Raw genomic sequence first — 21,340 nt, 5'->3', positions numbered from 1 at the left:
GACAGCACCGCGCGCATGTCCATTGCTAGAAAGCGAGCGTGCGCGCATGCGGGCATCGTCCGATATAGAGCAGGCAGTCCGCGCCTACGGCGATGCCGTCTGGCGCGCCTGTCTGCTCTATCTGCGCCCCGCGGACGCCGAGGACGCGTTTCAGGACACATTTCTCAAATACGCCCTGCACGACGCCCCGTTCAACGATGACGGCCACGCCAAGGCATGGCTGCTTCGCGTCGCTATCAACACCTGCAAAGACGTCCTCAAGGCGGCGCGGAACAACAACGAATCGGTCGACGAGATGGCCGAGCAGGGACGCGAGGGGGAGCTGGGGGCCGCAGACGACCGCGCGGCCCTCGAGCTTGCCGAAGTGCTCGGGGCACTCGACTCCTTGGGGGATCCGCCCAAAACGCAGCTGTACCTGGCCCTGTACGAAGGCTATACCGCGCGCGAGATCTCCCAGATGACCGGCATGCCGGTGGGCACCGTGTACTCATGGATCTCACGCGGGAAGAAGCGGCTGAGGGAGGCCCTATCATGACCGACAAGCTTGAACGGCGCGTTCGAGGGGCCTTCGACGGCGCGCATATGCCCACAGGACTCGCCGAGAGAACGCTCGCGCGCATTGAGGCCGAACGCGCGCACCAGGCGGATGACGCCGACGGCACAGGCAGCGGAAGCGCGACGGAGGCCCCTTCTCTTCATATCGTGGCAGGAGCCGCCGGGGCCCACGCGCGCGCCCGGCGCCGCCATGTCCCCCTCGTCGCCGCGCTCGCTGCCTGCCTGGTGCTCGCAACGCTCGGCATCGGCGGCGTGGCATGGGCCTCGCAGCCCTACGCCTACGTAGCCATCGACGTGAATCCCTCAATCGAGCTCGGCATCAACCGCTTCGATCGCGTGGCGAGCACGCGTGCCTACAACGATGACGGCGAGCAGCTGCTCGCGGCGGCCCAGGTCGAGGGCATGCCGTATCAAGACGCGATGGATTCGCTGGAAGACGAGCTCCAGGCCTATATCGCCGACGGGGCCACGGTGCAGATGACCGTGACCTGCGACGACGAGGCGCAGGCGGCCACACTCGAGTCGGTCGGCACGCGCTGCCTCGACTCAGCCGGAACCGGGCAGGTGAGCTGCGCGCACGCGAGCGAAGAGGAGCACCATGAGGCCGAGCTCGCCGGCATGGGCATAGGCAAATACCGCGTCTGGCAGGAACTCGTCGACAGCGGCGTCAACATCTCAGTGGACGAGGCGAGCACCATGACCATGCGCGAGCTGCTCGATTGCGCCGATGCGGAAGACGTCGATATCTCCTCCGCCGCAGGCGGATGCTCAGACGAGGGCCATCGGCACGGCGATTCGGAAGAGTCGCAAAGCGCCTACACCGCCGAGAGCGGCGCCGGCCATCACGGGGAGCACCGCCGCGGAAGATGACGGCGGCGCGAGGAAGCGAGCGAGGCGAAAGGATCGCGCCATCGATCCCTTACGCCTCGGTGATATCGATGCCGAAAAACTCCTGGGAGAGCTCCGACAGCGTGCCGTTCTCGCGCAGGGTGGCGATTGCCTCGTTCATGGCCGCGAGCAGGCTCGCTGTCGCCTCCTCGCGACGCAGCGGGAACGCAACGTGCGTGGGCTCGTCGTTTTCCGCCGCAATCTTCAGGTCCGCATCGGGGTGCTGGGCCATGTAGTCGTAAAAGACGACCTCGTCGTTCAGCGTCGCGTCGATGCGACCCGCCTCGAGCAGCTCGATGGTCTGGTTGAAGTCGTCCACGCCCGTGTTGGTCGCGCCGTTGGCTTCGGCAAGGATCGCATAGCTCGAACCGAGCGTGTTGGCTGTCGTCTTGCCCGCCAGGTCCTCCATGGACGCGATGTCCGAGTCTCTCCGCGTGATGACCACGATGGTGTTGTAGGCATACGGGTCGGTGAAATCGTATTTCTCCTCGCGCTCCTCGGTGACCGAGACGCCGTTGGCCATCGTGTCGTAGCGACCGGAATCCAGGCCTGCAAGCAGGCCGTCCCACTCGCCCTCGGCAAAGCTCGCCTCGACGCCGAGCTCGGCAGCGATGGCGCGTGCCACCTCGATATCGAAGCCGGTCAGGTCGCCGTCCTCGTCATGGAACGTCCAGGGGCTCCACGTGCCCTCGGTGGCGAACGTCATCTCTCCGCGCTCCGTGATCTGCTCGAGCAGGTCGCCGCCTTCGGACCCGGTGGAGCCGGAAGCGCCATCGCCGCCGCTGCAACCCGCAAGGCCGAGCATCGAGACGCCGGCGACCATCGACAGGAAGCTTCGACGGGAAACCTTGTTTTCCAACATTGCTATCGATTCCTTTCCATTCAGTTTTGACACCCTGCAATGAGCCAAAAGGGCCGACGCGACCATCGCAGCCGCGAGCGTCGCCCCTCAGCCCTCGCCGCCCACCGTGCGCAGAAACGCGCGCACGCGGTCGTTATCCGGATGCTCGAAAAACTCGGCCGACGGCGCCGTCGCCACCACCGAACCGCCCTCCATGAAGACGACGCGGTCCGCGACGTTGCGGGCGAACCCCATCTCGTGGGTGACCACGAGCATGGTCATGCCGTCCTCGGCGAGCCGGCGCATGGACCCGAGCACCTCGATGGTCAGCTCGGGGTCGAGCGCGCTGGTGGGCTCATCGAAGTAGATGATCTCCGGATCGGTCGCCATGGCGCGCGCGATGGCGACGCGCTGCTGCTGACCGCCGGAGAGCTGGACCGGGTAGGCGTCGGCGCGGTCTCCCATGCCGACGCGCTCGAGACAGTCCCGCGCGATCTTTTCTGCCTGAGCCCGCGGCATCTTGCGGGCAACGATAAGGCCCTCGGTCACATTGCCCAAAACGGTGCGGTTGCGAAAGAGGTTGTAGCTCTGGAACACGAATGCGGTCTTCTTGCGCACGGCAGCGACCTCGCGCTTGGTCGCATGCGCCAAATCGAAGCTCTCGCCACCCAGCGCAAGCGTGCCCGCATCCGCACGCTCGAGGAAATTCGCGCAGCGCAAGAGCGTCGTCTTGCCGGAGCCAGATGGCCCCAGGATGGCGACGACCTCGCCGCGATGCACCGTCAGGTCGATGCCGTGCAGCACCTCGACATCTCCGAAGGATTTGCGCACACCCTCGAGTGTCAGCATCTCTTGAGCCATGGCCTATCCCCTCTCCATGCCGAACGACGCGAGCTTCTTCTCGCCAATGCCCTGCAGCCACGTGAGAACCGTGGAGAACAGCAGGTAGATGGCTGCGACCTCCAAGTACAGAGGAAGCGCCTCGTAGGTGCGCGACACGATCTGCTGCGTGGCCATGAGCATCTCGAGCACCGTGATGTTCGCAGCGAGCGACGTGTCCTTCACGAGCGCGATGAGCTCGTTGGAAAGCGGCGGGAACGCCGAGCGCATCGCCTGCGGCAGCAGGATGCGACGCATGATCTGCATGTAGCTCATGCCCACGCAATAGCCCGCTTCAAGCTGGCCGGACGGCACCGCTTCGAGCGCGCCGCGAATGGTCTCGGCCGAATAGGCGCCCGTGTTGATGGAGAACACGATGATGGCCGCCGGAAACGGATCGAGCACGATTCCGAAATCGGGTAGGCCGTAAAACACGACGTAGAGCTGCACGAGCAGCGGCGTGCCGCGGATGATCCAGATGTAGAAGCGCGCGATCTGCGTGAGCACGGGAACCTTCGCGTACTGCACGAGCGCCACGGCCATGGCGATCACCAGGGCGATGGCAAACGAGATGAGCGCCAACGGGATCGTCGCGGTCAAACCTGGAATCAGGATCCTGGAGAATGAATCTAAAAGGATTTCCGCCACGCGATCACTCACGGGAACCATCCTCCCCTTCTGCAGCCTTGCCCCAGGGCCGGCGAGGCGCGCATTCGCAGCTCACGCGATGCAGCATATGGTCGATGGCATCGATGCCCTTCTGAGAGGCATGCATCTCGTCGAGCAGGCGCTGGCGCTCTCCGAGCAGTACGCGCTTCGTCTCGCGCACGCGCCCCTCCTCGCACGAGCATTTTGCCTTGGCAGTCCGCTCGGCATCGCAATCGCAATCGCACAGGCACCGCTCAAGATCTTCGCTCAATTCACCCATGGTCACTCCTTTCTGGTAGCCATCATGGTATGACGCGCTGTCAGCTATGTAAAAGACCTATAAGGTATAGCTAGCTATAGGTTATTTGCATAGATAAAATCGTGGGGACTTGCCTCGTTGACAGAACTTCAGCCCTCAGCGTCCTCTATGCTCATTGCTCGAGTAAGCGATAGCCCCGTGGAAAGGACCTGCCCATGCATGCCGACGATGCCGAACTGATCGACCTGCTCGCCCGCCTCTCGAACGCCAAAGCCCCCTCGGGCTTTGAGGACGAGGTGGTCGATATCGTGCGCGCGTTCTGCGCCGACTGGGCGAACGTCGAGGTCAACAGCCTGCTTGACGTCATCATCACGCCGCATACCGTCGATGCGGACAAGCCGACGCTGCTGTTCGACGCCCATGGAGACGAAGTCGGCGGCATGGTGCAAGCGATCCATGCAGGCGGCACGATGAATTTCGTCGAGCTGGGCCATATCGCCCCCGGGACGCTCGCCGGCCAGGACGTCTTCGTGCGCACGGGCGCCGGCGCCTGGATCCGCGGCGTCGTCGGCGTCAAGCCGCCGCACTTCTGGACCGCCACCGAGCGCGCCGACGGCAAGGCGCCGCTTACGCTCGACGTCGGCGCGACCTCGAAGCAAGACGCCTTGGAGCGTTTCGGCGTGCGCATCGGCGAGCCGTTCGTGGCGGCAACGACGTTTTCATATGACGAGCAGCGCGACATCGCGATTGGCAAGGCCTTCGATTGCCGCGCGGGCGTGTGCGCCCTGCTGCTCGCGCTGCGAGAGCTCGCGCAGCGCGACGACCTGCCGGTCAACGTCATCGGCTGCATCTCGGCGCAGGAAGAGATGGGCGAGCGGGGCATCGGCGCCGCCGTGCGCGCAATCGAGCCCGCTGCCGCGTTCGTGTTTGAAGGATGCCCGGCAGACGACACGTTCACGCCCGCCGACGAGATCCAGACCGCGTTGCGAAAAGGACCGATGTTCCGCTACTTCGATCGCTGCATGATCACGCATCCGCGTTTTCAGCGATATGTGCTCAGAGTCGCCCAGTCCCGCGGCCTGCCCGCGCAGACCTCCGTGCGCACCGGCGGCGGAACCAACGGAGGCGTCATCCATCAGCTCGATATCCCCTGCGTGGTCGCCGGCGTCCCCTGCCGCTACATCCACGCAGGCGCCTCCATCTGCGCGCCGCAAGACATCCGCGCGGCGGCGGACATCGCGATAGCCGTCGCAGAGGACTTCTCGCCGAGCGCCATCTCCTACTAAGATCCGCCAAGGGAAACGCTACATAAAGGCATCCAAGTCCCGCAGGGCGAGGCGGCGATCGCAGCGCATCGTGAAGCGAGGCCCCTCGAGCAAGGCTCGGCCACCGCCTCTACCAGGCCACCCGCTCATAGGGCCCAGTAACTGTACCCAGAACTGAGAGAGAGGGCCCCTTGGAAGGCCCTCTCTCTCAGTTCTGGGTACAGTTACTGGGCACCGTTAGCGGGTAGTCCCGTGATCTCGCTGATGACCGAAACGTACAGCCTCACTGGTCCTTGAGCCGCTTACGAGATCTTCCTCCTTCGAATCAAGACGATACCGGACACCGCTGCCAGAGCACCGGCGCCGCCGAGAGCGGCTATCGCCGCCACCGATTCGTCACCCGTCTGGGCGAGGCGCTCGCGCACGTCATCGTCAGACGGCTTCGCCTCATCGGAGGGCTTGGCGGGATCGCCCTGCTTATCGGGCGTTTCCGCCAGCAGGGCGGCACGCGCGATGGTCTCCACGTAGCCTCCGGCGGGAATCGTCAGATAGATCGTTCCGCCGCTTGCCGTCGCCGTATACGTGTAGGTGTAACCGTCATCTCCGTACAGCGTCGCTTCGACTTTCTTGCCGTCATACGCATCGGTCCCAAGAGGGATACGGGCGCTCATGCCCTCGATCGGGATGCCGACCACGGTGTGCTCGGACCCCGTTGCGAGCGTTACGAACACGCCGGCGACAGCGCGATCATCGCGACCAAGCTTTCCGACCGGGAACCCCTGGGACCCCGTCACGACATCTGCCGTCACGTCGACTCCGGAGGGAACGCCCTCGACGACGATGCCCGCGGCCGTGTTCTCGTAGGTCCACCGGGCCCCGCAGCCGATCGGAACGACCGTGAACACGGCCGTCTTGCTCTCCACGCCATCGAACGCGCGCGTTGTCGCGGTGATGGTCGCCGCGCCGTCACCCACCGCCGTGACCTTGCCGTCAGCGTCAACCGTCGCGACGGAGGTGTTGGAGGAGGACCACGTCACCGCCACTGCAGACTCGGCGGGAGTGAACACCGGCTTGAGCGCAAGGGGGCTGCCCGGGAGCATGTGGACAATGTCGCGCCCGACATTCGCCTCCGCGCGCTCAATCTTGATGTCCTCGATCGCGGGCTTTGTCGCGATGGACTCCCGATAGCCCGCATTCGCCCTCATGAGCTTGGAGGTCGCCGCGTCGACTGCATCCTGCGTCAGCGCGGAAAGCTCCTTGGCCGCAACGGCTTTCGCCGCGTCCACGGCTGCAGCCAGCGAATTCGCCGCCTCCTGCGTCACCCAGCGCGCGCCGGGCGCCGCATCGAGCGCCTGTGCCACGGTCACGACGCCGTCATCCACCTTGGCGGCGGCATCGAGCTCGCTCTCGAGCGCCTCGAGAGACACCTCCGCCACGCTGCAGGCGGCCTCGAACACACGCTGCGCCTCGGCCAGCGCGTCGCGCGCCGCCGCGATCTCATCGCTCGTCGCGTCCCCGGCACCATATACGGCGCGCGCATCCGCGATCGCCGCGTCAAATGCGGCCGCATCGGCAGACGCTGCCCATGTGCCGCCGTGAAGCACGTCGCGCCCGTGCTCGGAAACCGTCACCTCGGCACGCACGGCGTCGGCCGCCGCGAGCTCCTCTTCCAGCGCCCCGCGGTCGACCTGGACGGTCATCGGCATCTCGGCCACATCGTGACGGAGCTCTCTGACCTGCTGACGAAACACCTCGACGTCTTCTTCGCTCGCACGGATCTTCAGCTGCGCCTCGATGGCGTCGAGCAGATTCGATATCTGGTCGAACTGATCGCGCGTCACGTAGCGCGTCCCATCGGCCGCCTCGCCCAGCTCCGCGTCGTCGAGTACAGCCAGCTCGGCAAGCTCGGCGCGGGCGGCATCCAGCTCCTCCGCGAGCAGAACCTTGGCGTCGACGCTTCCGATAACTTCGTACTGCCCGCACACCGTCGCGGCGGGCACCCCGTTCAACGTGAACCCGTCCCCGTCGAAGGCAATCTCGACGTGTGCGCCGAGCAGAAGGCCCGCCTCGTCGAACGACAGGGGCGCCGCAACCTCGATGCCCGTCCCGCCATCGGGATAGAACATGATGGTCATCGCATCGCCCGTCGCTCCATCGGGCACGGGAAAATACAGGTCCGCGCCGGCGGGGCCAGAGCTAGCGGCCCCCTCATCGGTCGGAACGCTGTAGCTGAGGGTGCCGACGAATTGGATCGTCTCGCCCTCGCCGAGCGCCTCGGTGAGGGCCTGGTCGAGCGCCTGCACCTCTGCCGCGAGATCGAGGCCGTCAAACGACTCGACCAGCCATCCCGAGCCGTCGACATCGACGGTCGTCGGGGAACCGTCCACGACGTAGATGCGCGCATGCGCACTCACCGTCCCGTCCAGCTCCGAGGTCGCGGTCAGCACCGCCATGCCCGGAGCATGCAAAACAAGGCCATTGGAGACCGAGGCTACCGTCTCATCGGACGATGTCCACGTCACGGCGTCCGAGGCCCCTTCGGGCTCAACCGACACTGCGGGCAAATCGACGGTTGCGCCGGCACCGTCTGCCGGCAGGCAGTACACCGCATCCCCCACCGACGTCAGGCTGTCGGGAGATACGGGCCGCACCGTTATCGCGGTCGGGGAAGTCTGCGCAGCGGGCTGCGTCTCTTGCGCCTGCACGACCTGATCAGACGCCAGACCCGCCTCGACGACCTCCTCGTCGCCAACGATATCGGATGCTCCTGCCGCGTCGGCAGGCCCGCTGCCCTCCATCACGTCCGCCTCATCGACGACGTGCTCAGGCTGCAGCACGGATTCCGTTTGCCCCGGGGAAGCGACCCCGTCGGCCGCGGACTCATCCGCGCGCACCGGACAGGGGATCATGAACACCGCAATCAACGCAACGGTCAGCAACATGACAAGGGGCTTTGAAGTGGTCATCCTCTTCATGGTTCGACCCTCCTCCCGTGCGTTGTGGCTCCATATTCTGCGGTCGGCAGGCTCATGGTTCTTATTGCCGCCCATAGCAACATGGCAAAGAAAAACGCCGGCAAATCGCTGAGCGCGCGATTTTTGCCGGCGATAGGAACACGTCTGGAAAGCAGGTGGAATAAGAGGGAACCACCCCCTTGTGAAACGCCGATCACGCGCCTTCGCGGCGGGCGGCGATATCCTTCACGCGCTGGTACTGGCGCATGATGTAATCGAAGTTCTCCACGCGATGGGGCACGGTGCAGGCCGAGCAGTCCTTGATGTCTCCGTGCTCGCCCACGTAGCGGAAATTGCCGCCGCAGGTATCTCCCAAGCAGTACAGCGGGCAATAGCAGAACAGGCAGTTGAGCTGCTCCGCAGGCATGTCGTGGCACGGGTAGAACTCGCACGACGCATGGTTGAAGAACTTGTAGTGCTCAGTTTCGGAATGGTCCACGGCACACCTCCTGATCGGACGCGCCCATCGTAGCAGACAATGCTCGCAGCAGGGCCGGTACGTTTCCATCCCAAAACGTACCGGCCCCGGGTCATCTCCCCTACGCGGGGTAGGACGCGTCGTCGACCGGCTCGAGCCACTCGTTGCTGCAGTTCTCGCCCGGCGCCTCGAAGGCGATATGGGAGAACCACGAGTCGCGCGCCGCGCCGTGCCAATGCTTCACGCCGGCAGGAATGACGACGACGGTACCCGGGGTAAGCTCCTGAGGCTCGGAGCCCCATTCCTGATACCAGCCGCGGCCGTCGGTGCAGATGAGAATCTGGCCGCCGCCCTTGTCGGCATGATGGATATGCCAGTTGTTGCGGCACCCCGGCTCGAAGGTCACATTCGCCAGGCCGACTCCGCACTCAGCCGCATTCGTCAGCGGATTGAGATACGAGTTGCCGATGAAATACTGCGCGAACGCGTCGTTGGGGTTGCCCATGCCGAACATGGGGGTGAAATCTGCGGTTGCCATATGCTCCTCCTTAATCGATGATGCGGGCAGCCCGCATCCAGCAAGGCGGCCCGACGCTTACCAACGTTGCCGCCGCCTCTACTTGCGGGCTGGGTCCGTCGTGCCCGCGAGCGGTTTTTCGCCCGGGCGACCCAGCGGCCCCACAAGCTCGTGGGCGGCATAGGGCTCTTCCATATACGCGACCTCGTCGGCCATGAGCTCCACATCGAGCGCCGCCACGGCGTCGTCCACCCGCTCGGGGCGCGAGCAACCCACGATGGGCGCCTCCACGCCGCGCGCCCAGTGCCAGGCAAGGGCGATATGCGCCATGGGCACCTCGTGACGTGCCGCCACCTCGGCGACACGCTCAACGATACGCATGTCGTTGTCGCGCGCGGCATCGTACTTGTTGCGCATGGTGGCATCGGTGGCGCTGCGCACGGAATCGGAATCCCAGGTGGAGCGGCACAGGTGCCCCGAAGCCAACGGGCTGTAAGGCGTGAGCGCCATGTCGAACTGGCGGCAGACGGGGACCATCTCGCGCTCGTCCTCACGATACAGCAGGTTATAGTGGCACTGCATGCTGGTAAACGGCGTCCAGCCGTTTTTCAGCGCCACCTCCTGCATGGTATGCAGCTGGTAGGCGTACATCTCGCTCGCGCCCAGTGCGCGCACTTTGCCGGCGCGAACGAGCGCATCGAGCGCCTCCATGGTCTCCTCGACCGGCGTGTCGTAATCGAAGCGATGGATGATGTAGAGGTCGAGGTAGTCGGTCCCCAGCCGAGAGAGCGTGCCGTCGATCTCGCGCTCGATCGCCGCGGGCGACAGACGTCCCTCGTTGAAGTAGACCTTGCTCGCAAGCACGACCCGATCGCGCGCAACGCCCAGGTCGCGCAGGGCACGACCGATGAACTCCTCACTCGTGCCGCGGGCGTAGCAGTTGGCGGTGTCGATGAAGTTGATGCCCGCATCGAGAGCGCGACCGATGACCGCACGCGTCTCTTCCGGGCCGATCGTCCATTGATGGAAATCCGCGGACGGCTCGCCGAAGCTCATACCGCCCAGACAGATACGGGACACCTTGATGCCCGAGTGCCCCAACGTCGCATAGCGCATGCGAATCGCTCCTTCCAAAACCGAACGCACTTCCGCCAAACGGACGCTACTTCGCCGCCGCGTCGATGCAGGCAAGCGCGTTCAGACTGCGGGGATAGCCGATGAACGGCAGGATCTGGTGAACCACGGCGTACATGAACGCGCGGTCGTTGCCCACGTTGAAGTTGCCGGCGGCATGCGCGGTCGCCTGGGGGTCGCAGCCGCCCTGGGCCACCAGATAGCAGAAGGTGACCATCTCGCGCTCGGCAAGCGTGAGGCCGTGACGGGTGTAGTAGTCGCCGAAGCAGTTCGCCGCGAGCCAGCGGTTGACCGTCGCGCGCTCGGCGGGGCCGTTGGCCCATGTCTCGCGCATGCCCTCGCCGAAAGCCTCGATCTGCACGTCGTTGCCGGCGGCCAGGCGCGTCTCGGGCGTCACGGTCGCCTGCCCCTCGAGCGGCAGCGCGACGCCGGCGGCATCGAGCGCCTCGTTCATCGCGCCCACAAACGGCATGACGCGGCCGAATCCCAGATAGTCGGTCGCCTGGTACACGACCTCCTTGAGCTCGACCGGGGTCACGCCGGCACGAAGCGCCTCGGGCACTACGGCGCCGAACGCATCGATGCCCTGACAGCCCAGAAGCGCCGCCACGATTGCCAGATAGCGCGTGCGAGCCGGGAGGGACTGGGTCTCGTCGCCTGCCGCCTCGGCCAAAAACGCCTCGACGATCCCCGCGTATTCAGGGTCTGTCGCCTTGAATCCATCAGTGATAGCCATGCTTTCCTCTCTCTCCTTCTGCAGGGCGAACCGCATCCGCCCCATCTTGTACACAAGAACCGTACTCCTTGGAGTCGACTCCAAGTCAATATGCCAGCGCTTCAAACAGGCGCTCTGAACTGGCGTCGCGAGAGGCCGAACGGAAAAACGGCATCCCATCAGCAGCCGTCGGCACAAACGGCAAGAGGCCGGCTACAGAGACAGGCCGAGCGAGTACGCCTCAAGCGGGTACTTCGTCGCGCGCGTCATGGACGGCGTGCCGCAACCGGCGCCGAGCACCATGCCGCGATCTTCCATATCGAGGTAGCGCACGATGGTCCGATAGTGCGCTTCAAGCGCCTCGAAGGTCCAGCCGTCCGCGTTCCACGCAACGGTCAGCAAAGCCGCCTTGAGATGCTTGCCGGTGATTGCGGAATTCTCGGAGCAGAACCGATCGATAACCGCTTTGAGCTGCGCTGTCATGCCGTAGTAGTACAACGGCGTAGCAAACACGACCATATCTGCACCGAGGATCTTGTCCAAGATGGACGCCATGGCGTCGCGCTGGACGCATGGGCGGGCACCGTAGCCGCACGCAACACAGCCCGCGCAGGGCCGCACGTCCTCGTGCGCCACGTCGATGCGCTCCACCGTATGCCCCGCTTCGCGCGCACCGCGCGAAAACTCCTCGGCAACAAGCGCCGTCGAACCGTTCCGGTTCGGACTTCCCTGAAGCACGACGATATTCATGCACCTACCTCCTTGAACATAGAAATACCGGCCGGGCCATCCGCCATGGGGGCAGATGGCGCGGCCCGCGGACATCGCGACGGGCGAGCGGGCCCTACTGACGGATGAAGGCGGCGTCGCGATCGGGCAGCCCGTCCTCATCGGTGACGTAGCGCTCGGCCACCATATGCAGGTCGTACTTGTCGCGCAGCTCGGCGATCTTCGCCATCATCGGCGAGGCATGATGCGCGTCGAGCGCGTCCTGGTCACGCCATGCATCGATGAGCAGGACGGTCTCGGGGTCGTCCAACGGCTGAAAATAGCGATAGCGGACGTTGCCCTCCTCCGCGCGAATCGCGTCGGCGGTGCCGGACTCCTCCATCTCCTGGGCGAACGCGCGTGCCGCCCCGTCCTTGCCCGTGTAATACAGGTTCACCGTGATTGCCATGTTGTCCTCCTATCCGTCGTGCCACGCACCTTCTTGACGTCTGTCGGCCCACGCTGCTGGGAAAAACGCCCCGCAGCGAAGACGCATGTAAAGCAAGTCCGGAGCCGCCTACAGGCCTAGGCCGTCGACCCAGTCGGCCACATCGACAGTGGGAGCAGAGCCCGAGAAGCGCGACCCCTCGCGCCAATCGCCCGCACCGGCCAACTCGGCCAACGCCTCGCCACTGCCACCGATTCCCGAGCTCGCCGAGGTGCAAAACGGAACCACGACCTTGCCTGAAAAATCGTTAGCCTCCACGAAGGTGCGCAGCGGCCACGCGGCCTCACCCCACCAGATGGGGTAACCCAAAAACACAATATCGTAATCGGCAAAACCATCGGGGATATCTTGGGAAAGCTCAGGGCGTGCATCCGAGGCGCGCTCCTGGCTCACGCGACTTCCATCGTCGTTGTAATTGAGATCGACATCTGCATAAGGCTGAGCAGGACTGATCTCGAAGGTGTCTGCACCCAGATGCTCGACAACGGCGCTCGCTATGCCGGCGGTGTTGCCCGTTGCCGAGAAATACGCCACCAACACAGAGCCGGCAGACCCGGCTGACGCCTGGTCGACGCCAGACGAAGCGCCGTCTGATGCGGCGGAACCGCTACCGGACGGCTCGTCGCCATTGGCGCCCGCCTCCACCTCGCCGCACGCGGACAGCAGGCCGCCCAGCGGAAGCAGGGCGGCAACTGCACCGGCGCGCCTCAGCAGCGCCCGGCGCTCGACCGGCGAATCAACATCGAACAAGGCCATCTCCATTCTCTCGAAAAACGGACGAACCGACTGTCAAGAGACCTGCCTACACCTGCGCTGCGGCCCAAGCGGCGATATCGCCGCCGTTGAGCAGACGGCCGGGCTTCCACGTAGCCGAAGGGCAGCGCTCGGCAAGGCTCTTCTCGGCACCGGGGATGCCGCTGCCGCCCGAGGTGGCGAAGGGGATCATCGTCTTACCCGCAAAATCGTACGCATCCAAGAAGGTGTCGACGATGCGCGGCTCCACATACCACCAGACGGGGAAGCCCACGAACACCGTGTCGTAGGAGGCCATATCCGCAACACCTCTCGCAATCGCGGGCCGGCTCGCAGGATCGTTCATCTCCACCGAGCTGCGACTGCCCTTGTCGCGCCAGTCCAAATCGGCCGCCGTATAGGGCTCCGCGGGTTCGATTTGGTACAGGTCGGCGCCCGTCGCCTCCGCGACCTTGCGTGCCACGCACTCCGTCACCCCGCTCGCCGAGAAATATGCCACCAGTGTCTTCGCCATGATCTTCTCTCCCCTCCATCGCATAGGCCGCCCGTGCCGCCGGGCTTCCCTGCCGTTACCGAGCGTGGCCCGCATACGGGCCACGATGTCATCACATTCGATAGACCTACAGGCTCTCGCGGAAGATGCGGACGATCTCATCGCGCGTGAGGACGTGGTAGCCGCCCTGCATGACCAGCGTGCTGTCCGCAAGGCCCTCGATCATGTCCTCGGTGGCGCCGAGCTCGGAGATGCTCATCACGCAGCCGATCTCGCGCATCCACGCCTCCATGGCATCCAGGCCGGCCGCGGCGAGCTCCTCGTCGCTTTTGCCCTCGGGCGACACACCCCACACGTTCGTCGCGAAGCGCGCGAACTTGGCCACCCCATAGGGCATAATCAGGCGGTAGTACGGCAGCGCGACGGCGGCAAGGGTCATGCCGTGCGTGGCGTCGGTGTGCGCGCCCACCGCCTGGCCGAGCATGTGGACCTCCCAGTCCGTGGTCTTACCGCACGCGACGAGCGTGTTGAGCGCCCACGTGGCGCACCACATGATGTTCGAGCGCGCCTCGTAGTCATGCGGGTTCTTCACGGCAACGCGGCTCGCGTGGATGAGCGAGCGCATGAGGCCTTCAGACAGGTAGTCGCTCGTGCTGTCGTCGGTGCCCGAGAAATACTGCTCGGTGATGTGGTTCATGATGTCGAAGATGCCCGCGACCATCTGATAGGCCGGCAGGGTGTACGTGAACTCCGGGTTCAGCACGGCGAACTTGGGGAACACGTCGGGATTGGCGAAGACATGCCCGACCTTCATCTTGGTCTCATGGTTGGTGATAACCGACCCGCAGTTCATCTCGGAGCCGGTGCCGACCATGGTGAGCACCGAGCCGACGGGCACGACATCACAGGTCGGCTCCTCGAAGTCGACCCAGTACTTCTGCCATGGGTCGACGTCTTCGGGCAGATTCACCGACACCGCGACACCCTTGGCATAGTCGATGCACGAACCGCCGCCCACCGCGAGGATGAAGTCGACATGGTTGTCGCGCGCGATCTTGATGCCCTCGTTCAGCTTCTCGACCGTAGGGTTGGGCATGACGCCGGCATCCTCCACCACCGTCTTGCCCGCAGCCTCAAGCGCTTTGACAACCTGGTCGTAGATTCCGTTCTTCTTGATGGAGCCGCCGCCGTAGACGAGCTGGACCACCGGGCCGTAGGCGCGCAGCTCGTCGGTGAGCATGTTCATGGCGTCCGTGCCGAAGATGAGCTTGACGGGGTTGTGGAACGTAAAATTACCAAGCATGGCGAATCCTTCCGTCGATGAAACCAAAGCAACACGCTGTTGTTGATTGGCTCAACTATAACTAACGCTGTGTTTCTTATTTTCGTAATGACACAACGTCACGTTATTTCCATAGGAGTGAAGGAGTCATCTTGTTGCGTATGGTATAGTTCTGATCAAACGTGTTACAGGAGACGACCATGGGATCATTTGTGCGCGCGAGAAGCGACGAACAGAAGGCGCAGCGATTTGCGGAAATCAAGGCGGCGGCGAAGCGCCAGTTCGCGCAGTGCCCCTATCACGAAATCACGCTGACCACCATTGCCGAGGAGCTCGACTGGTCGCGAGCCAACATCTATAAGTATGCGAGCACCAAAGAGGAGATCTTCCTCGCGCTCGACGCCGACGAATGTCACGCGTACTTTCAAGCGCTGCTCGCCGCGCTTCCGGAAGGGTGCGGCTTTGGCGCCGACATCGTGGCCGAGATATGGGCGGGCATCGCCAGCGCCCACCAGGACTATTTCCGCCTCGGCGAGATCCTGGCGGGCATCATCGAGATCAACGTGAGCCTCGAGCGGCTCGTCGCGTTCAAGCGCGGCTACTATGCCGACATGAGCGCATTCGCCGACCGGCTTGCCAGCATCCTCGAGCTCGACCGCGCGCGCATGGAGGACCTCATCACCACCGTCTACTTCCACGGCGTCGGATACGTGAGCGTCTGCTTCCGAAGCCCCCTCATGGCGGCGGCCCTTGCCGAACTGGGCATCGAGCGCCATGAGGTCGACTTCCAGCGCACCATGCGCGACTTCATCGCCATGTGCCTCGCGGCGCGGTAGCGCGCACCTTCGCACCAGCTCGGCCGATGTGCCCCGATGCCGGCAGGACCGCAACGAACGAAAGGGCCCCATGGAACTTCGCCCGCTCCAGTATTTCTTGATGATCGCCCGCGAAGGCACTATTTCGGGCGCCGCGACCGTGCTGCACATCTCGCAGCCGTCGCTATCGCGCCAGATGCAGGAGCTCGAGCACGAGCTCGGCTGCAAGCTGTTCGAACGCGGCAGCCGCCGTATCGAGCTCACCGAGGCCGGCATGCGGCTGCGCCGTCGCGCTGAGGAGATCGTCGATCTGGTCGGGCGCACGGAGGCCGAGTTCCTCATATCGGCCGACACGCTTGCCGGCGAGGTGCGCATCGGCGGCGGCGAGACGCAGGCCATGGGGCTTGTCGCCGACGCGGTCGCGGAACTGCAGGAGACCTATCCGCTTTTGCGTTTTTCCCTCTACAGCGGCAACGCCGAGGATGTCAGCGAGCGGCTGGACACCGGCCGGCTCGACTTCGGCGTCTTCATCGGGCACACCGACCTGTCGCGCTACGAGGTCATCGAGCTTCCCGCGCAAGACACCTGGGGCGTTTTCATGCGCGCCGATGACCCGCTGGCGCAAAAGCGCGCGATACGCGCAGAGGACCTCATCGACCGGCCGCTCATATTCTCACGGCAGGCGAGCCGCGAGATGCGCAGCTGGTTCAAGCATGATTTTGCCGAACTGGATATCGTGGCGACCTACAACCTGCTTTTCAACGCCGCCCTGCTGGCAAGGCGCGGCGTGGGCTACGTCGTGAGCCTCGAGGGCATCGTCGACACCTCTCTCGACAGCGGCCTTGCGTTCAGGCCGCTCGAACCGGCCATTCATGCCGAAGTCACCATCGCATGGAAGCGCTACCAGGAGTTCTCGCCGGCAGCCGAGGCCTTCCTCACCAAGATCCGCAAGCTCTGGGGATAACTGAAATTCTAGGGACAGTCCCTGAAATTTCATTCCGATGGTGAAATTTCAGGGACTGTCCCTAGAATTTCAGGCAACGCACCTACAGGTCGCCGCCCCCGAGCAAGCCGCGAAGAACCTGATGCGGATCGGCCGACCCGTCCCGCGGGGCGAGCGCGGTGATCTTCTTCTGCATCTTGAACTCGTGGACCTCTTCCTCGAGCTCGCGCACGCGGGCGCGAAGCTTCTCCATCTCGCGCTCGCGCTCCTCCGCGCGCTCCTTCATGTCGAGGATGCGCACCACGCCGGCAAGGTTGATGCCCTCGTCGGTCAGCTGGTTGATGAGCTCCAGGCGCTCGATGTCCGCGCGCGAATACAGGCGCGTGTTGCCGCCCGAGCGCTGCGGATTCACCAGTCCCTTGGACTCGTATACGCGCAGGGTCTGGGGATGCATGCCCGTGAGCTCTGCGGCAACCGAAATCATATAGAGCGGTTTATTGCGTGCATCATCAGCCATATCAATCCCCAGACCCTCATGCACCGGAAGGGCGCGCGGCCCTTCCGGTGCCGGATAATCACCTACATCTTAGCGCGGTAGCGGTTCACGTCCGCGCGATAATCGCGCCGGTCGGCGTCGCGCAGCTTCTCGAGCGCGGACTTCTCGTCTCCCGACAGGCTCGTCGGCACCTGAACGGCGACCTTGACCAGCAGAGCACCCGTGCGGCCGCGATGCTTCACATCGGGTGCGCCCATGTCCTTGAAGCGGAACGTCTTGCCGCTTTGCGTGCCCGCCGGCACCTTGAGGCGCACGGTGGCACCGCCGGGCGTCGGCACGTCCACGGCGCAACCGAGCGCGGCCTCGTAGACCGAGATCGGCAGCTCCATGGTGACATCGGCTCCCTTGCGCTTGAACAGCGGGTGCTCGGCGACATTGGTGGTGACCACCAGGTCGCCGCGCTCGCCGCCGTTGACGCCGTACTCGCCGCGCCGCTTATAGCGCAGCTTGCCACCATCGACCGCTCCGGCGGGGACGCTGACCGTGATGGTCTGCTGCTCACCGGTCGAGGGGATTCGATACGTCACCTTGTGCGTGACGCCGCGGAACGCATCCTCTGCCGACACATCGACCGAAAGCGACAGGTCGCTGCCCTTGCGCGGCCGGTTCGCGGCGCGCGAGCCGGCGCCACCCATCCCGCCGAAGTTCGACGCCCAGTCCGAACCGAACGCCCCGTCTCCGTTGAAGATGCTGCTGAAGATATCGCTCCAACCGCCGGCGCCGGCACCGCCGGAGTAGGCGTAACCGCCTCCACCGGCGCCCGGAATGCCGCCGAACATCAGCATCTGGTCATACTCTTTGCGCTTCTTGGGATCCGAGAGCGTCTCATACGCCTCGGAGATCTCCTTGAACTTCGCCTCGTCGCCGCCCGCGTCGGGATGGTACTTCTGCGCGAGCTTGCGGAACGCCTTTTTGATCTCTTGGTCGGAGGCGTTCTTCTGGACCCCCAACACATCATAGAAATTCTTGCCCTGCGGCATGGTACGCCCCCTCCTTTCTGCCTGCGCACCGCACGATGCGCGGCGCACACGTCCCTCTCATGAATAAGGGCCCCGGAGCTTGGCGCCCCGGAGCCCTTGAGTCTTACTCCTCGGTCCCCTCAGAGGCTTCGCCCTCTGGCGCTTGCTCCGCCTCCTCGGCAGGCCTCTTGGCGCCACCATAGGTCACCGTGACCATGGCGGAACGCAGGATGCGGTCCCCCATGCGGTAGCCCTTCTGATACACGTCGTTGACCGTCTCGTCGTACTGGCCGGCGTCCTCGACGCGTCCGACCGCCTGGTGCTCAAGCGGGTTGAACGGTTCGCCCTTGGGATCGATCGTCTCGACCCCTTCGTGCTCGAACACGCCCATCAGCTTGCTGTGCACCGCGTCGACGCCGTCCACGAACTGCTTGAAGTCGTCGGCAAGCTCCTGGGAGCGCGCATGGGCGATCGCTCGCTCGATGTCGTCGACGACCGGCAGCAGGGCGGTCACGAGCTTCTCGGTCGCGCGGGCCTGCTCGGCCAGGCGCTCGGCGGCCGTGCGGCGGCGGTAGTTCTCCCAATCCGCCTGCAGGCGCGTGGCGCGGTCGACGGCGTCGGCGGCCTTCGCCTCAGCGGCCTCCTTCGCCTCGCCCGCGGCATCGAGCTCGGCGCGAACCTCGGCGAGCTCGGCGGACACCTGCTCGTACTTCACCTTGAAGTCGTCGTTGGCGGCCTCTTCGCCTGCCCGGATTGCGGCCTCCACCATCTCCTCTTCAGTCATGGCGGGCACCTCCTCCTGCTCGACTGGCTGCTCGTTCTCAGCGGTCTCGGTCTCGACAGCCTCCGTTGCCTCGTCGGCTGCCTCTACGGGAATCTTCACGTCCTTCTCCTCAGCATCCGCGGAGGCGGCAGCGGCGGCCGCCTCCGTGTGGTCATTGCGGGCGGACATGATTACTTGTCCTCGTCGACAACCTCGTAGTCGGCATCGACGACATCGTCGTCAGCGCCGGCAGCGGAGCCGGTGTTGCCGCCCTCGGTCGCCTGCTGGGCGTCGGCGTAGACGATCTGCGCGAGCTCGTAGGCGACGGACTGCAGGTTGTCGCCAGCGGTCTTGATGGCGTCCACATCGGAGCCCTCGAGCGCCTTCTTCGCCTCGGCGATGGCGTTCTCCGCCTTGGACTTGAGGTCGGCGTTGACCTTGTCGCCCAGGTCGGAGAGGGTCTGCTCGGTGGAGTACGCGAGCGAGTCGGTCTGGTTGCGGACCTCGACCTCCTCCTTCTGCTTCTTGTCCTCCTCGGCATGGGCCTCGGCGTCCTTCACCATGCGGTCGACTTCCTCGTCGGACAGCGCCGTGGAGCCGGAAATGGTGATCTGCTGCTCCTTGCCGGTGCCCTTGTCCTTGGCGGAGACCTTCACGATGCCGTTGGCGTCGATGTCGAAGGTGACCTCGATCTGAGGCACGCCGCGACGAGCCGCGGGGATGCCGGTCAGCTGGAACTTGCCCAGGCTCTTGTTGTCGCGAGCCAGCTCACGCTCGCCCTGCAGGACGTTGATCTCGACACTCGTCTGGTTGTCGGCGGCGGTGGAGTAGATCTCGGTCTTGGAGGTCGGGATCGTGGTGTTGCGGTCGATCATCTTAGTCATGATGCCGCCCATGGTCTCGACGCCGAGCGAAAGCGGGGTCACGTCCAGCAGCAGGATGTCGGACGGGCCGTCACCGGACAGGATCGCGCCCTGGACGGCGGCGCCGCAGGCGACGACCTCGTCGGGGTTCACGGACATGTTGGGCTGCTTGCCGGTCATGTTCTTGACGAGGTCCTGAACGGCGGGCATACGGGTGGAGCCGCCGACGAGGATGACCTCGGTCAGGTCGGAGAGCTTGAGGTTGGCGTCACGCAGCGCGTTGGTGACGGGCTGCTTGCAGCGCTCGAGCAGGTCGTGCGTGATGCGCTCGAACTCGGCGCGGGTCAGCGTGTAGTCGAGGTGCTTGGGGCCGGTGGCGTCAGCGGTGATGAACGGCAAGTTGATGGTGGCCTGCTGGGCGGCGGAGAGCTCCTTCTTGGCGTTCTCTGCGGCCTCCTTCAGGCGCTGCAGGGCCATGGGGTCCTGACGCAGGTCGATGCCGTTGTCGGACTGGAACTTATCGGCCAGCCAGTCGATGACGCGCTGATCCCAGTCGTCGCCGCCCAGGTGGTTGTCACCGGACGTGGACAGGACCTCGAACACGCCGTCGGCGAGGTCCAGGATGGAGACGTCGAACGTGCCGCCGCCCAGGTCGAAGACGAGGATGCGCTGGTCGGTGCCCTGCTTGTCGAGACCGTAGGCGAGCGCGGCCGCGGTCGGCTCGTTCACGATGCGCTTGACGTTCAGGCCGGCGATCCTGCCCGCGTCCTTGGTGGCCTGGCGCTGGGAGTCGTTGAAGTAGGCCGGGACGGTGATGACGGCGTCGGTGACGGTCTCGCCCAGGTACTTCTCCGCGTCGGTCTTCATCTTCTGGAGGATCATGGCGCTGACCTGCTCGGGCGTGTAGTCCTCGCCGTCGATGTGGGCGACGGCGCGGCCGCCCTGGCCCTCCTTGACCTCGTACGGGACGGTCTTGATCTCAGAGCCGACCTCGGAGTACTTGCGGCCCATGAAGCGCTTGATGGAGAACACGGTGTTCTTCGGGTTGGTGACCGCCTGGTTCTTAGCGGCCTTGCCCACGACGCGGTCGCCGTCGGCGCGGAAGCCCACGACGGACGGGGTGGTGCGGTCGCCCTCGGCGTTCACGATGATGGTGGGGTCGCCGCCCTCGAAAACCGCCATGGCGGAGTTGGTAGTACCAAGGTCGATACCAAGAATCTTGCTCATGATATATCCCTCTTCTTTCTGTTACGTGCCGGGTGGCTCGGGGCCTCCCGACGCCACGCGTTTTTTCGTTCGACCATACTATATCCCCTTATAGGCCCACTTATACAAAATCTAAGTCATTCCATATAAGATTTTCTAAAAAAGCTGGAGAAGGGGCGCTCCTCGCCCTTCACGGACGCAAAACCGCGCCGGGCGCCCGCAGTCTCCGCCCTCGTGCTGCCCCGGCCGCGCCCCTCTTCCGGACGAATGTGGCTAGAAATTTCTATTTTGCTGTAGCGGCACCGCTCAATCGGGCCCGAAACCCGCTGTCGACGCCGCGCATCCCCCTGTCGAGGCC

23 protein-coding genes are annotated in these 21,340 nt (G+C 64.7%); 5 read left to right on the top strand and 18 right to left on the bottom strand.

The window, feature by feature from the left end:
• Positions 1–46: 46 nt before the first annotated feature.
• Entirely contained in the window at positions 47–535 is a 489-nt protein-coding gene (locus BN3789_RS05600) for an RNA polymerase sigma factor (RefSeq protein WP_066831507.1), read from the top strand.
• Entirely contained in the window at positions 532–1,425 is an 894-nt protein-coding gene (locus BN3789_RS05595) for an anti-sigma-I factor RsgI family protein (RefSeq protein ID WP_066831505.1), read from the top strand. The genes BN3789_RS05600 and BN3789_RS05595 overlap by 4 nt, the downstream gene beginning before the upstream one ends.
• A 49-nt stretch (positions 1,426–1,474) precedes the next feature.
• Here the strand turns inward: BN3789_RS05595 and BN3789_RS05590 are convergent, their stop codons facing one another.
• The 4 genes from BN3789_RS05590 to BN3789_RS05575 all read right to left on the bottom strand — a co-directional run bounded on the left by BN3789_RS05590 (position 1,475) and on the right by BN3789_RS05575 (position 4,091).
• Positions 1,475–2,305: a transporter substrate-binding domain-containing protein gene (locus tag BN3789_RS05590; RefSeq protein WP_066831504.1), complete on the bottom strand. Its 831-nt coding sequence runs from the start codon at positions 2,303–2,305 to the stop codon at positions 1,475–1,477.
• 87 nt (positions 2,306–2,392) lie between these two features.
• The gene (locus BN3789_RS05585) at positions 2,393–3,145 is read right to left on the bottom strand and encodes an amino acid ABC transporter ATP-binding protein (protein WP_066831503.1); all 753 of its coding nucleotides are present in this window, start codon (positions 3,143–3,145) and stop codon (positions 2,393–2,395) included.
• Positions 3,146–3,148: 3 nt separating this feature from the next.
• A complete protein-coding gene (locus BN3789_RS05580) occupies positions 3,149–3,832 on the bottom strand; it encodes an amino acid ABC transporter permease (RefSeq protein WP_066831502.1) in 684 nt (227 codons plus the stop codon).
• A complete protein-coding gene (locus BN3789_RS05575) occupies positions 3,816–4,091 on the bottom strand; it encodes a hypothetical protein (protein ID WP_066831792.1) in 276 nt (91 codons plus the stop codon). The genes BN3789_RS05580 and BN3789_RS05575 overlap by 17 nt, the downstream gene beginning before the upstream one ends.
• A gap of 194 nt (positions 4,092–4,285) precedes the next feature.
• Between BN3789_RS05575 and BN3789_RS05570 the strand changes: the two genes are divergently transcribed.
• Positions 4,286–5,356, top strand: a complete 1,071-nt coding sequence (locus tag BN3789_RS05570) for a M42 family metallopeptidase (protein WP_066831497.1) — start codon at positions 4,286–4,288, stop codon at positions 5,354–5,356.
• 281 nt (positions 5,357–5,637) lie between these two features.
• Here BN3789_RS05570 and BN3789_RS13015 read toward each other — a convergent pair whose 3' ends face one another.
• From BN3789_RS13015 to BN3789_RS05520, 10 genes are all read right to left on the bottom strand, one after another.
• On the bottom strand, positions 5,638–8,310 hold the full coding sequence (locus BN3789_RS13015) for an Ig-like domain-containing protein (RefSeq protein ID WP_066831494.1): 2,673 nt from the start codon (positions 8,308–8,310) through the stop codon (positions 5,638–5,640).
• Between the two features lie 193 nt (positions 8,311–8,503).
• Positions 8,504–8,788 (bottom strand): cysteine-rich small domain-containing protein, encoded by a 285-nt coding sequence (locus BN3789_RS05560; protein ID WP_229254219.1) that lies wholly within the window; start codon positions 8,786–8,788, stop codon positions 8,504–8,506.
• A 100-nt stretch (positions 8,789–8,888) separates the two neighbouring features.
• Positions 8,889–9,305 carry a cupin domain-containing protein gene (locus tag BN3789_RS05555; RefSeq protein WP_066831491.1) on the bottom strand — a complete coding sequence of 139 codons (417 nt, stop codon included), beginning with the start codon at positions 9,303–9,305 and terminating at the stop codon, positions 8,889–8,891.
• Positions 9,306–9,383: 78 nt separating this feature from the next.
• Entirely contained in the window at positions 9,384–10,400 is a 1,017-nt protein-coding gene (locus BN3789_RS05550; protein ID WP_066831488.1) for an aldo/keto reductase, read from the bottom strand.
• Positions 10,401–10,446: 46 nt separating this feature from the next.
• Positions 10,447–11,154 (bottom strand): carboxymuconolactone decarboxylase family protein, encoded by a 708-nt coding sequence (locus tag BN3789_RS05545; RefSeq protein WP_079989138.1) that lies wholly within the window; start codon positions 11,152–11,154, stop codon positions 10,447–10,449.
• 192 nt (positions 11,155–11,346) lie between these two features.
• The gene (locus BN3789_RS05540) at positions 11,347–11,883 is read right to left on the bottom strand and encodes a flavodoxin family protein (RefSeq protein ID WP_066831485.1); all 537 of its coding nucleotides are present in this window, start codon (positions 11,881–11,883) and stop codon (positions 11,347–11,349) included.
• 94 nt (positions 11,884–11,977) lie between these two features.
• On the bottom strand, positions 11,978–12,310 hold the full coding sequence (locus tag BN3789_RS05535; protein ID WP_066831482.1) for a putative quinol monooxygenase: 333 nt from the start codon (positions 12,308–12,310) through the stop codon (positions 11,978–11,980).
• Positions 12,311–12,418: 108 nt separating this feature from the next.
• Positions 12,419–13,099 (bottom strand): flavodoxin, encoded by a 681-nt coding sequence (locus BN3789_RS05530; protein WP_202615090.1) that lies wholly within the window; start codon positions 13,097–13,099, stop codon positions 12,419–12,421.
• A gap of 52 nt (positions 13,100–13,151) precedes the next feature.
• Positions 13,152–13,616: a flavodoxin gene (locus BN3789_RS05525; protein ID WP_066831474.1), complete on the bottom strand. Its 465-nt coding sequence runs from the start codon at positions 13,614–13,616 to the stop codon at positions 13,152–13,154.
• 106 nt (positions 13,617–13,722) lie between these two features.
• Entirely contained in the window at positions 13,723–14,898 is a 1,176-nt protein-coding gene (locus tag BN3789_RS05520; protein ID WP_066831472.1) for an iron-containing alcohol dehydrogenase, read from the bottom strand.
• A 179-nt stretch (positions 14,899–15,077) separates the two neighbouring features.
• Here BN3789_RS05520 and BN3789_RS05515 point away from each other — a divergent pair, with 179 nt between their 5' ends.
• Positions 15,078–15,713 (top strand): TetR/AcrR family transcriptional regulator, encoded by a 636-nt coding sequence (locus BN3789_RS05515; RefSeq protein WP_066831471.1) that lies wholly within the window; start codon positions 15,078–15,080, stop codon positions 15,711–15,713.
• 70 nt (positions 15,714–15,783) lie between these two features.
• On the top strand, positions 15,784–16,656 hold the full coding sequence (locus BN3789_RS05510; protein ID WP_066831467.1) for a LysR family transcriptional regulator: 873 nt from the start codon (positions 15,784–15,786) through the stop codon (positions 16,654–16,656).
• Positions 16,657–16,738: 82 nt separating this feature from the next.
• Here BN3789_RS05510 and BN3789_RS05505 read toward each other — a convergent pair whose 3' ends face one another.
• From BN3789_RS05505 to dnaK, 4 genes are all read right to left on the bottom strand, one after another.
• Positions 16,739–17,152: a heat shock protein transcriptional repressor HspR gene (locus BN3789_RS05505; RefSeq protein WP_066831464.1), complete on the bottom strand. Its 414-nt coding sequence runs from the start codon at positions 17,150–17,152 to the stop codon at positions 16,739–16,741.
• Positions 17,153–17,214: 62 nt separating this feature from the next.
• Positions 17,215–18,171, bottom strand: coding sequence for a DnaJ C-terminal domain-containing protein (locus tag BN3789_RS05500; RefSeq protein ID WP_066831461.1), 957 nt, complete (start codon positions 18,169–18,171; stop codon positions 17,215–17,217).
• Positions 18,172–18,274: 103 nt separating this feature from the next.
• Positions 18,275–19,102, bottom strand: coding sequence for a nucleotide exchange factor GrpE (locus tag BN3789_RS05495; protein WP_079989114.1), 828 nt, complete (start codon positions 19,100–19,102; stop codon positions 18,275–18,277).
• 2 nt (positions 19,103–19,104) lie between these two features.
• The gene (gene dnaK, locus BN3789_RS05490; protein WP_066831458.1) at positions 19,105–21,003 is read right to left on the bottom strand and encodes a molecular chaperone DnaK; all 1,899 of its coding nucleotides are present in this window, start codon (positions 21,001–21,003) and stop codon (positions 19,105–19,107) included.
• Positions 21,004–21,340: the final 337 nt, after the last annotated feature.

Source organism: Collinsella ihumii (assembly GCF_900046475.1).
Classification (GTDB): domain Bacteria; phylum Actinomycetota; class Coriobacteriia; order Coriobacteriales; family Coriobacteriaceae; genus Collinsella; species Collinsella ihumii.
This window is presented reverse-complemented; position numbering and strand designations above follow the sequence as displayed.

Excerpts from the sequence above, each read along its gene's own strand:
- BN3789_RS05600 (WP_066831507.1), top strand. The coding sequence starts at position 47 with ATGCGGGCATCGTCCGATATAGAGCAGGCAGTCCGCGCCTACGGCGAT.
- BN3789_RS05505 (WP_066831464.1), bottom strand. The coding sequence starts at position 17,152 with ATGGCTGATGATGCACGCAATAAACCGCTCTATATGATTTCGGTTGCC.
- BN3789_RS05585 (WP_066831503.1), bottom strand. The coding sequence starts at position 3,145 with ATGGCTCAAGAGATGCTGACACTCGAGGGTGTGCGCAAATCCTTCGGA.
- BN3789_RS05540 (WP_066831485.1), bottom strand. The coding sequence starts at position 11,883 with ATGAATATCGTCGTGCTTCAGGGAAGTCCGAACCGGAACGGTTCGACG.
- BN3789_RS05495 (WP_079989114.1), bottom strand. The coding sequence starts at position 19,102 with ATGTCCGCCCGCAATGACCACACGGAGGCGGCCGCCGCTGCCGCCTCC.
- BN3789_RS05525 (WP_066831474.1), bottom strand. The coding sequence starts at position 13,616 with ATGGCGAAGACACTGGTGGCATATTTCTCGGCGAGCGGGGTGACGGAG.
- BN3789_RS05510 (WP_066831467.1), top strand. The coding sequence starts at position 15,784 with ATGGAACTTCGCCCGCTCCAGTATTTCTTGATGATCGCCCGCGAAGGC.
- BN3789_RS05550 (WP_066831488.1), bottom strand. The coding sequence starts at position 10,400 with ATGCGCTATGCGACGTTGGGGCACTCGGGCATCAAGGTGTCCCGTATC.
- BN3789_RS05580 (WP_066831502.1), bottom strand. The coding sequence starts at position 3,832 with ATGGTTCCCGTGAGTGATCGCGTGGCGGAAATCCTTTTAGATTCATTC.
- BN3789_RS05575 (WP_066831792.1), bottom strand. The coding sequence starts at position 4,091 with ATGGGTGAATTGAGCGAAGATCTTGAGCGGTGCCTGTGCGATTGCGAT.
- BN3789_RS13015 (WP_066831494.1), bottom strand. The coding sequence starts at position 8,310 with ATGAAGAGGATGACCACTTCAAAGCCCCTTGTCATGTTGCTGACCGTT.
- BN3789_RS05590 (WP_066831504.1), bottom strand. The coding sequence starts at position 2,305 with ATGTTGGAAAACAAGGTTTCCCGTCGAAGCTTCCTGTCGATGGTCGCC.
- BN3789_RS05515 (WP_066831471.1), top strand. The coding sequence starts at position 15,078 with ATGGGATCATTTGTGCGCGCGAGAAGCGACGAACAGAAGGCGCAGCGA.
- dnaK (WP_066831458.1), bottom strand. The coding sequence starts at position 21,003 with ATGAGCAAGATTCTTGGTATCGACCTTGGTACTACCAACTCCGCCATG.
- BN3789_RS05570 (WP_066831497.1), top strand. The coding sequence starts at position 4,286 with ATGCATGCCGACGATGCCGAACTGATCGACCTGCTCGCCCGCCTCTCG.
- BN3789_RS05555 (WP_066831491.1), bottom strand. The coding sequence starts at position 9,305 with ATGGCAACCGCAGATTTCACCCCCATGTTCGGCATGGGCAACCCCAAC.
- BN3789_RS05545 (WP_079989138.1), bottom strand. The coding sequence starts at position 11,154 with ATGGCTATCACTGATGGATTCAAGGCGACAGACCCTGAATACGCGGGG.
- BN3789_RS05595 (WP_066831505.1), top strand. The coding sequence starts at position 532 with ATGACCGACAAGCTTGAACGGCGCGTTCGAGGGGCCTTCGACGGCGCG.
- BN3789_RS05500 (WP_066831461.1), bottom strand. The coding sequence starts at position 18,171 with ATGCCGCAGGGCAAGAATTTCTATGATGTGTTGGGGGTCCAGAAGAAC.
- BN3789_RS05520 (WP_066831472.1), bottom strand. The coding sequence starts at position 14,898 with ATGCTTGGTAATTTTACGTTCCACAACCCCGTCAAGCTCATCTTCGGC.
- BN3789_RS05535 (WP_066831482.1), bottom strand. The coding sequence starts at position 12,310 with ATGGCAATCACGGTGAACCTGTATTACACGGGCAAGGACGGGGCGGCA.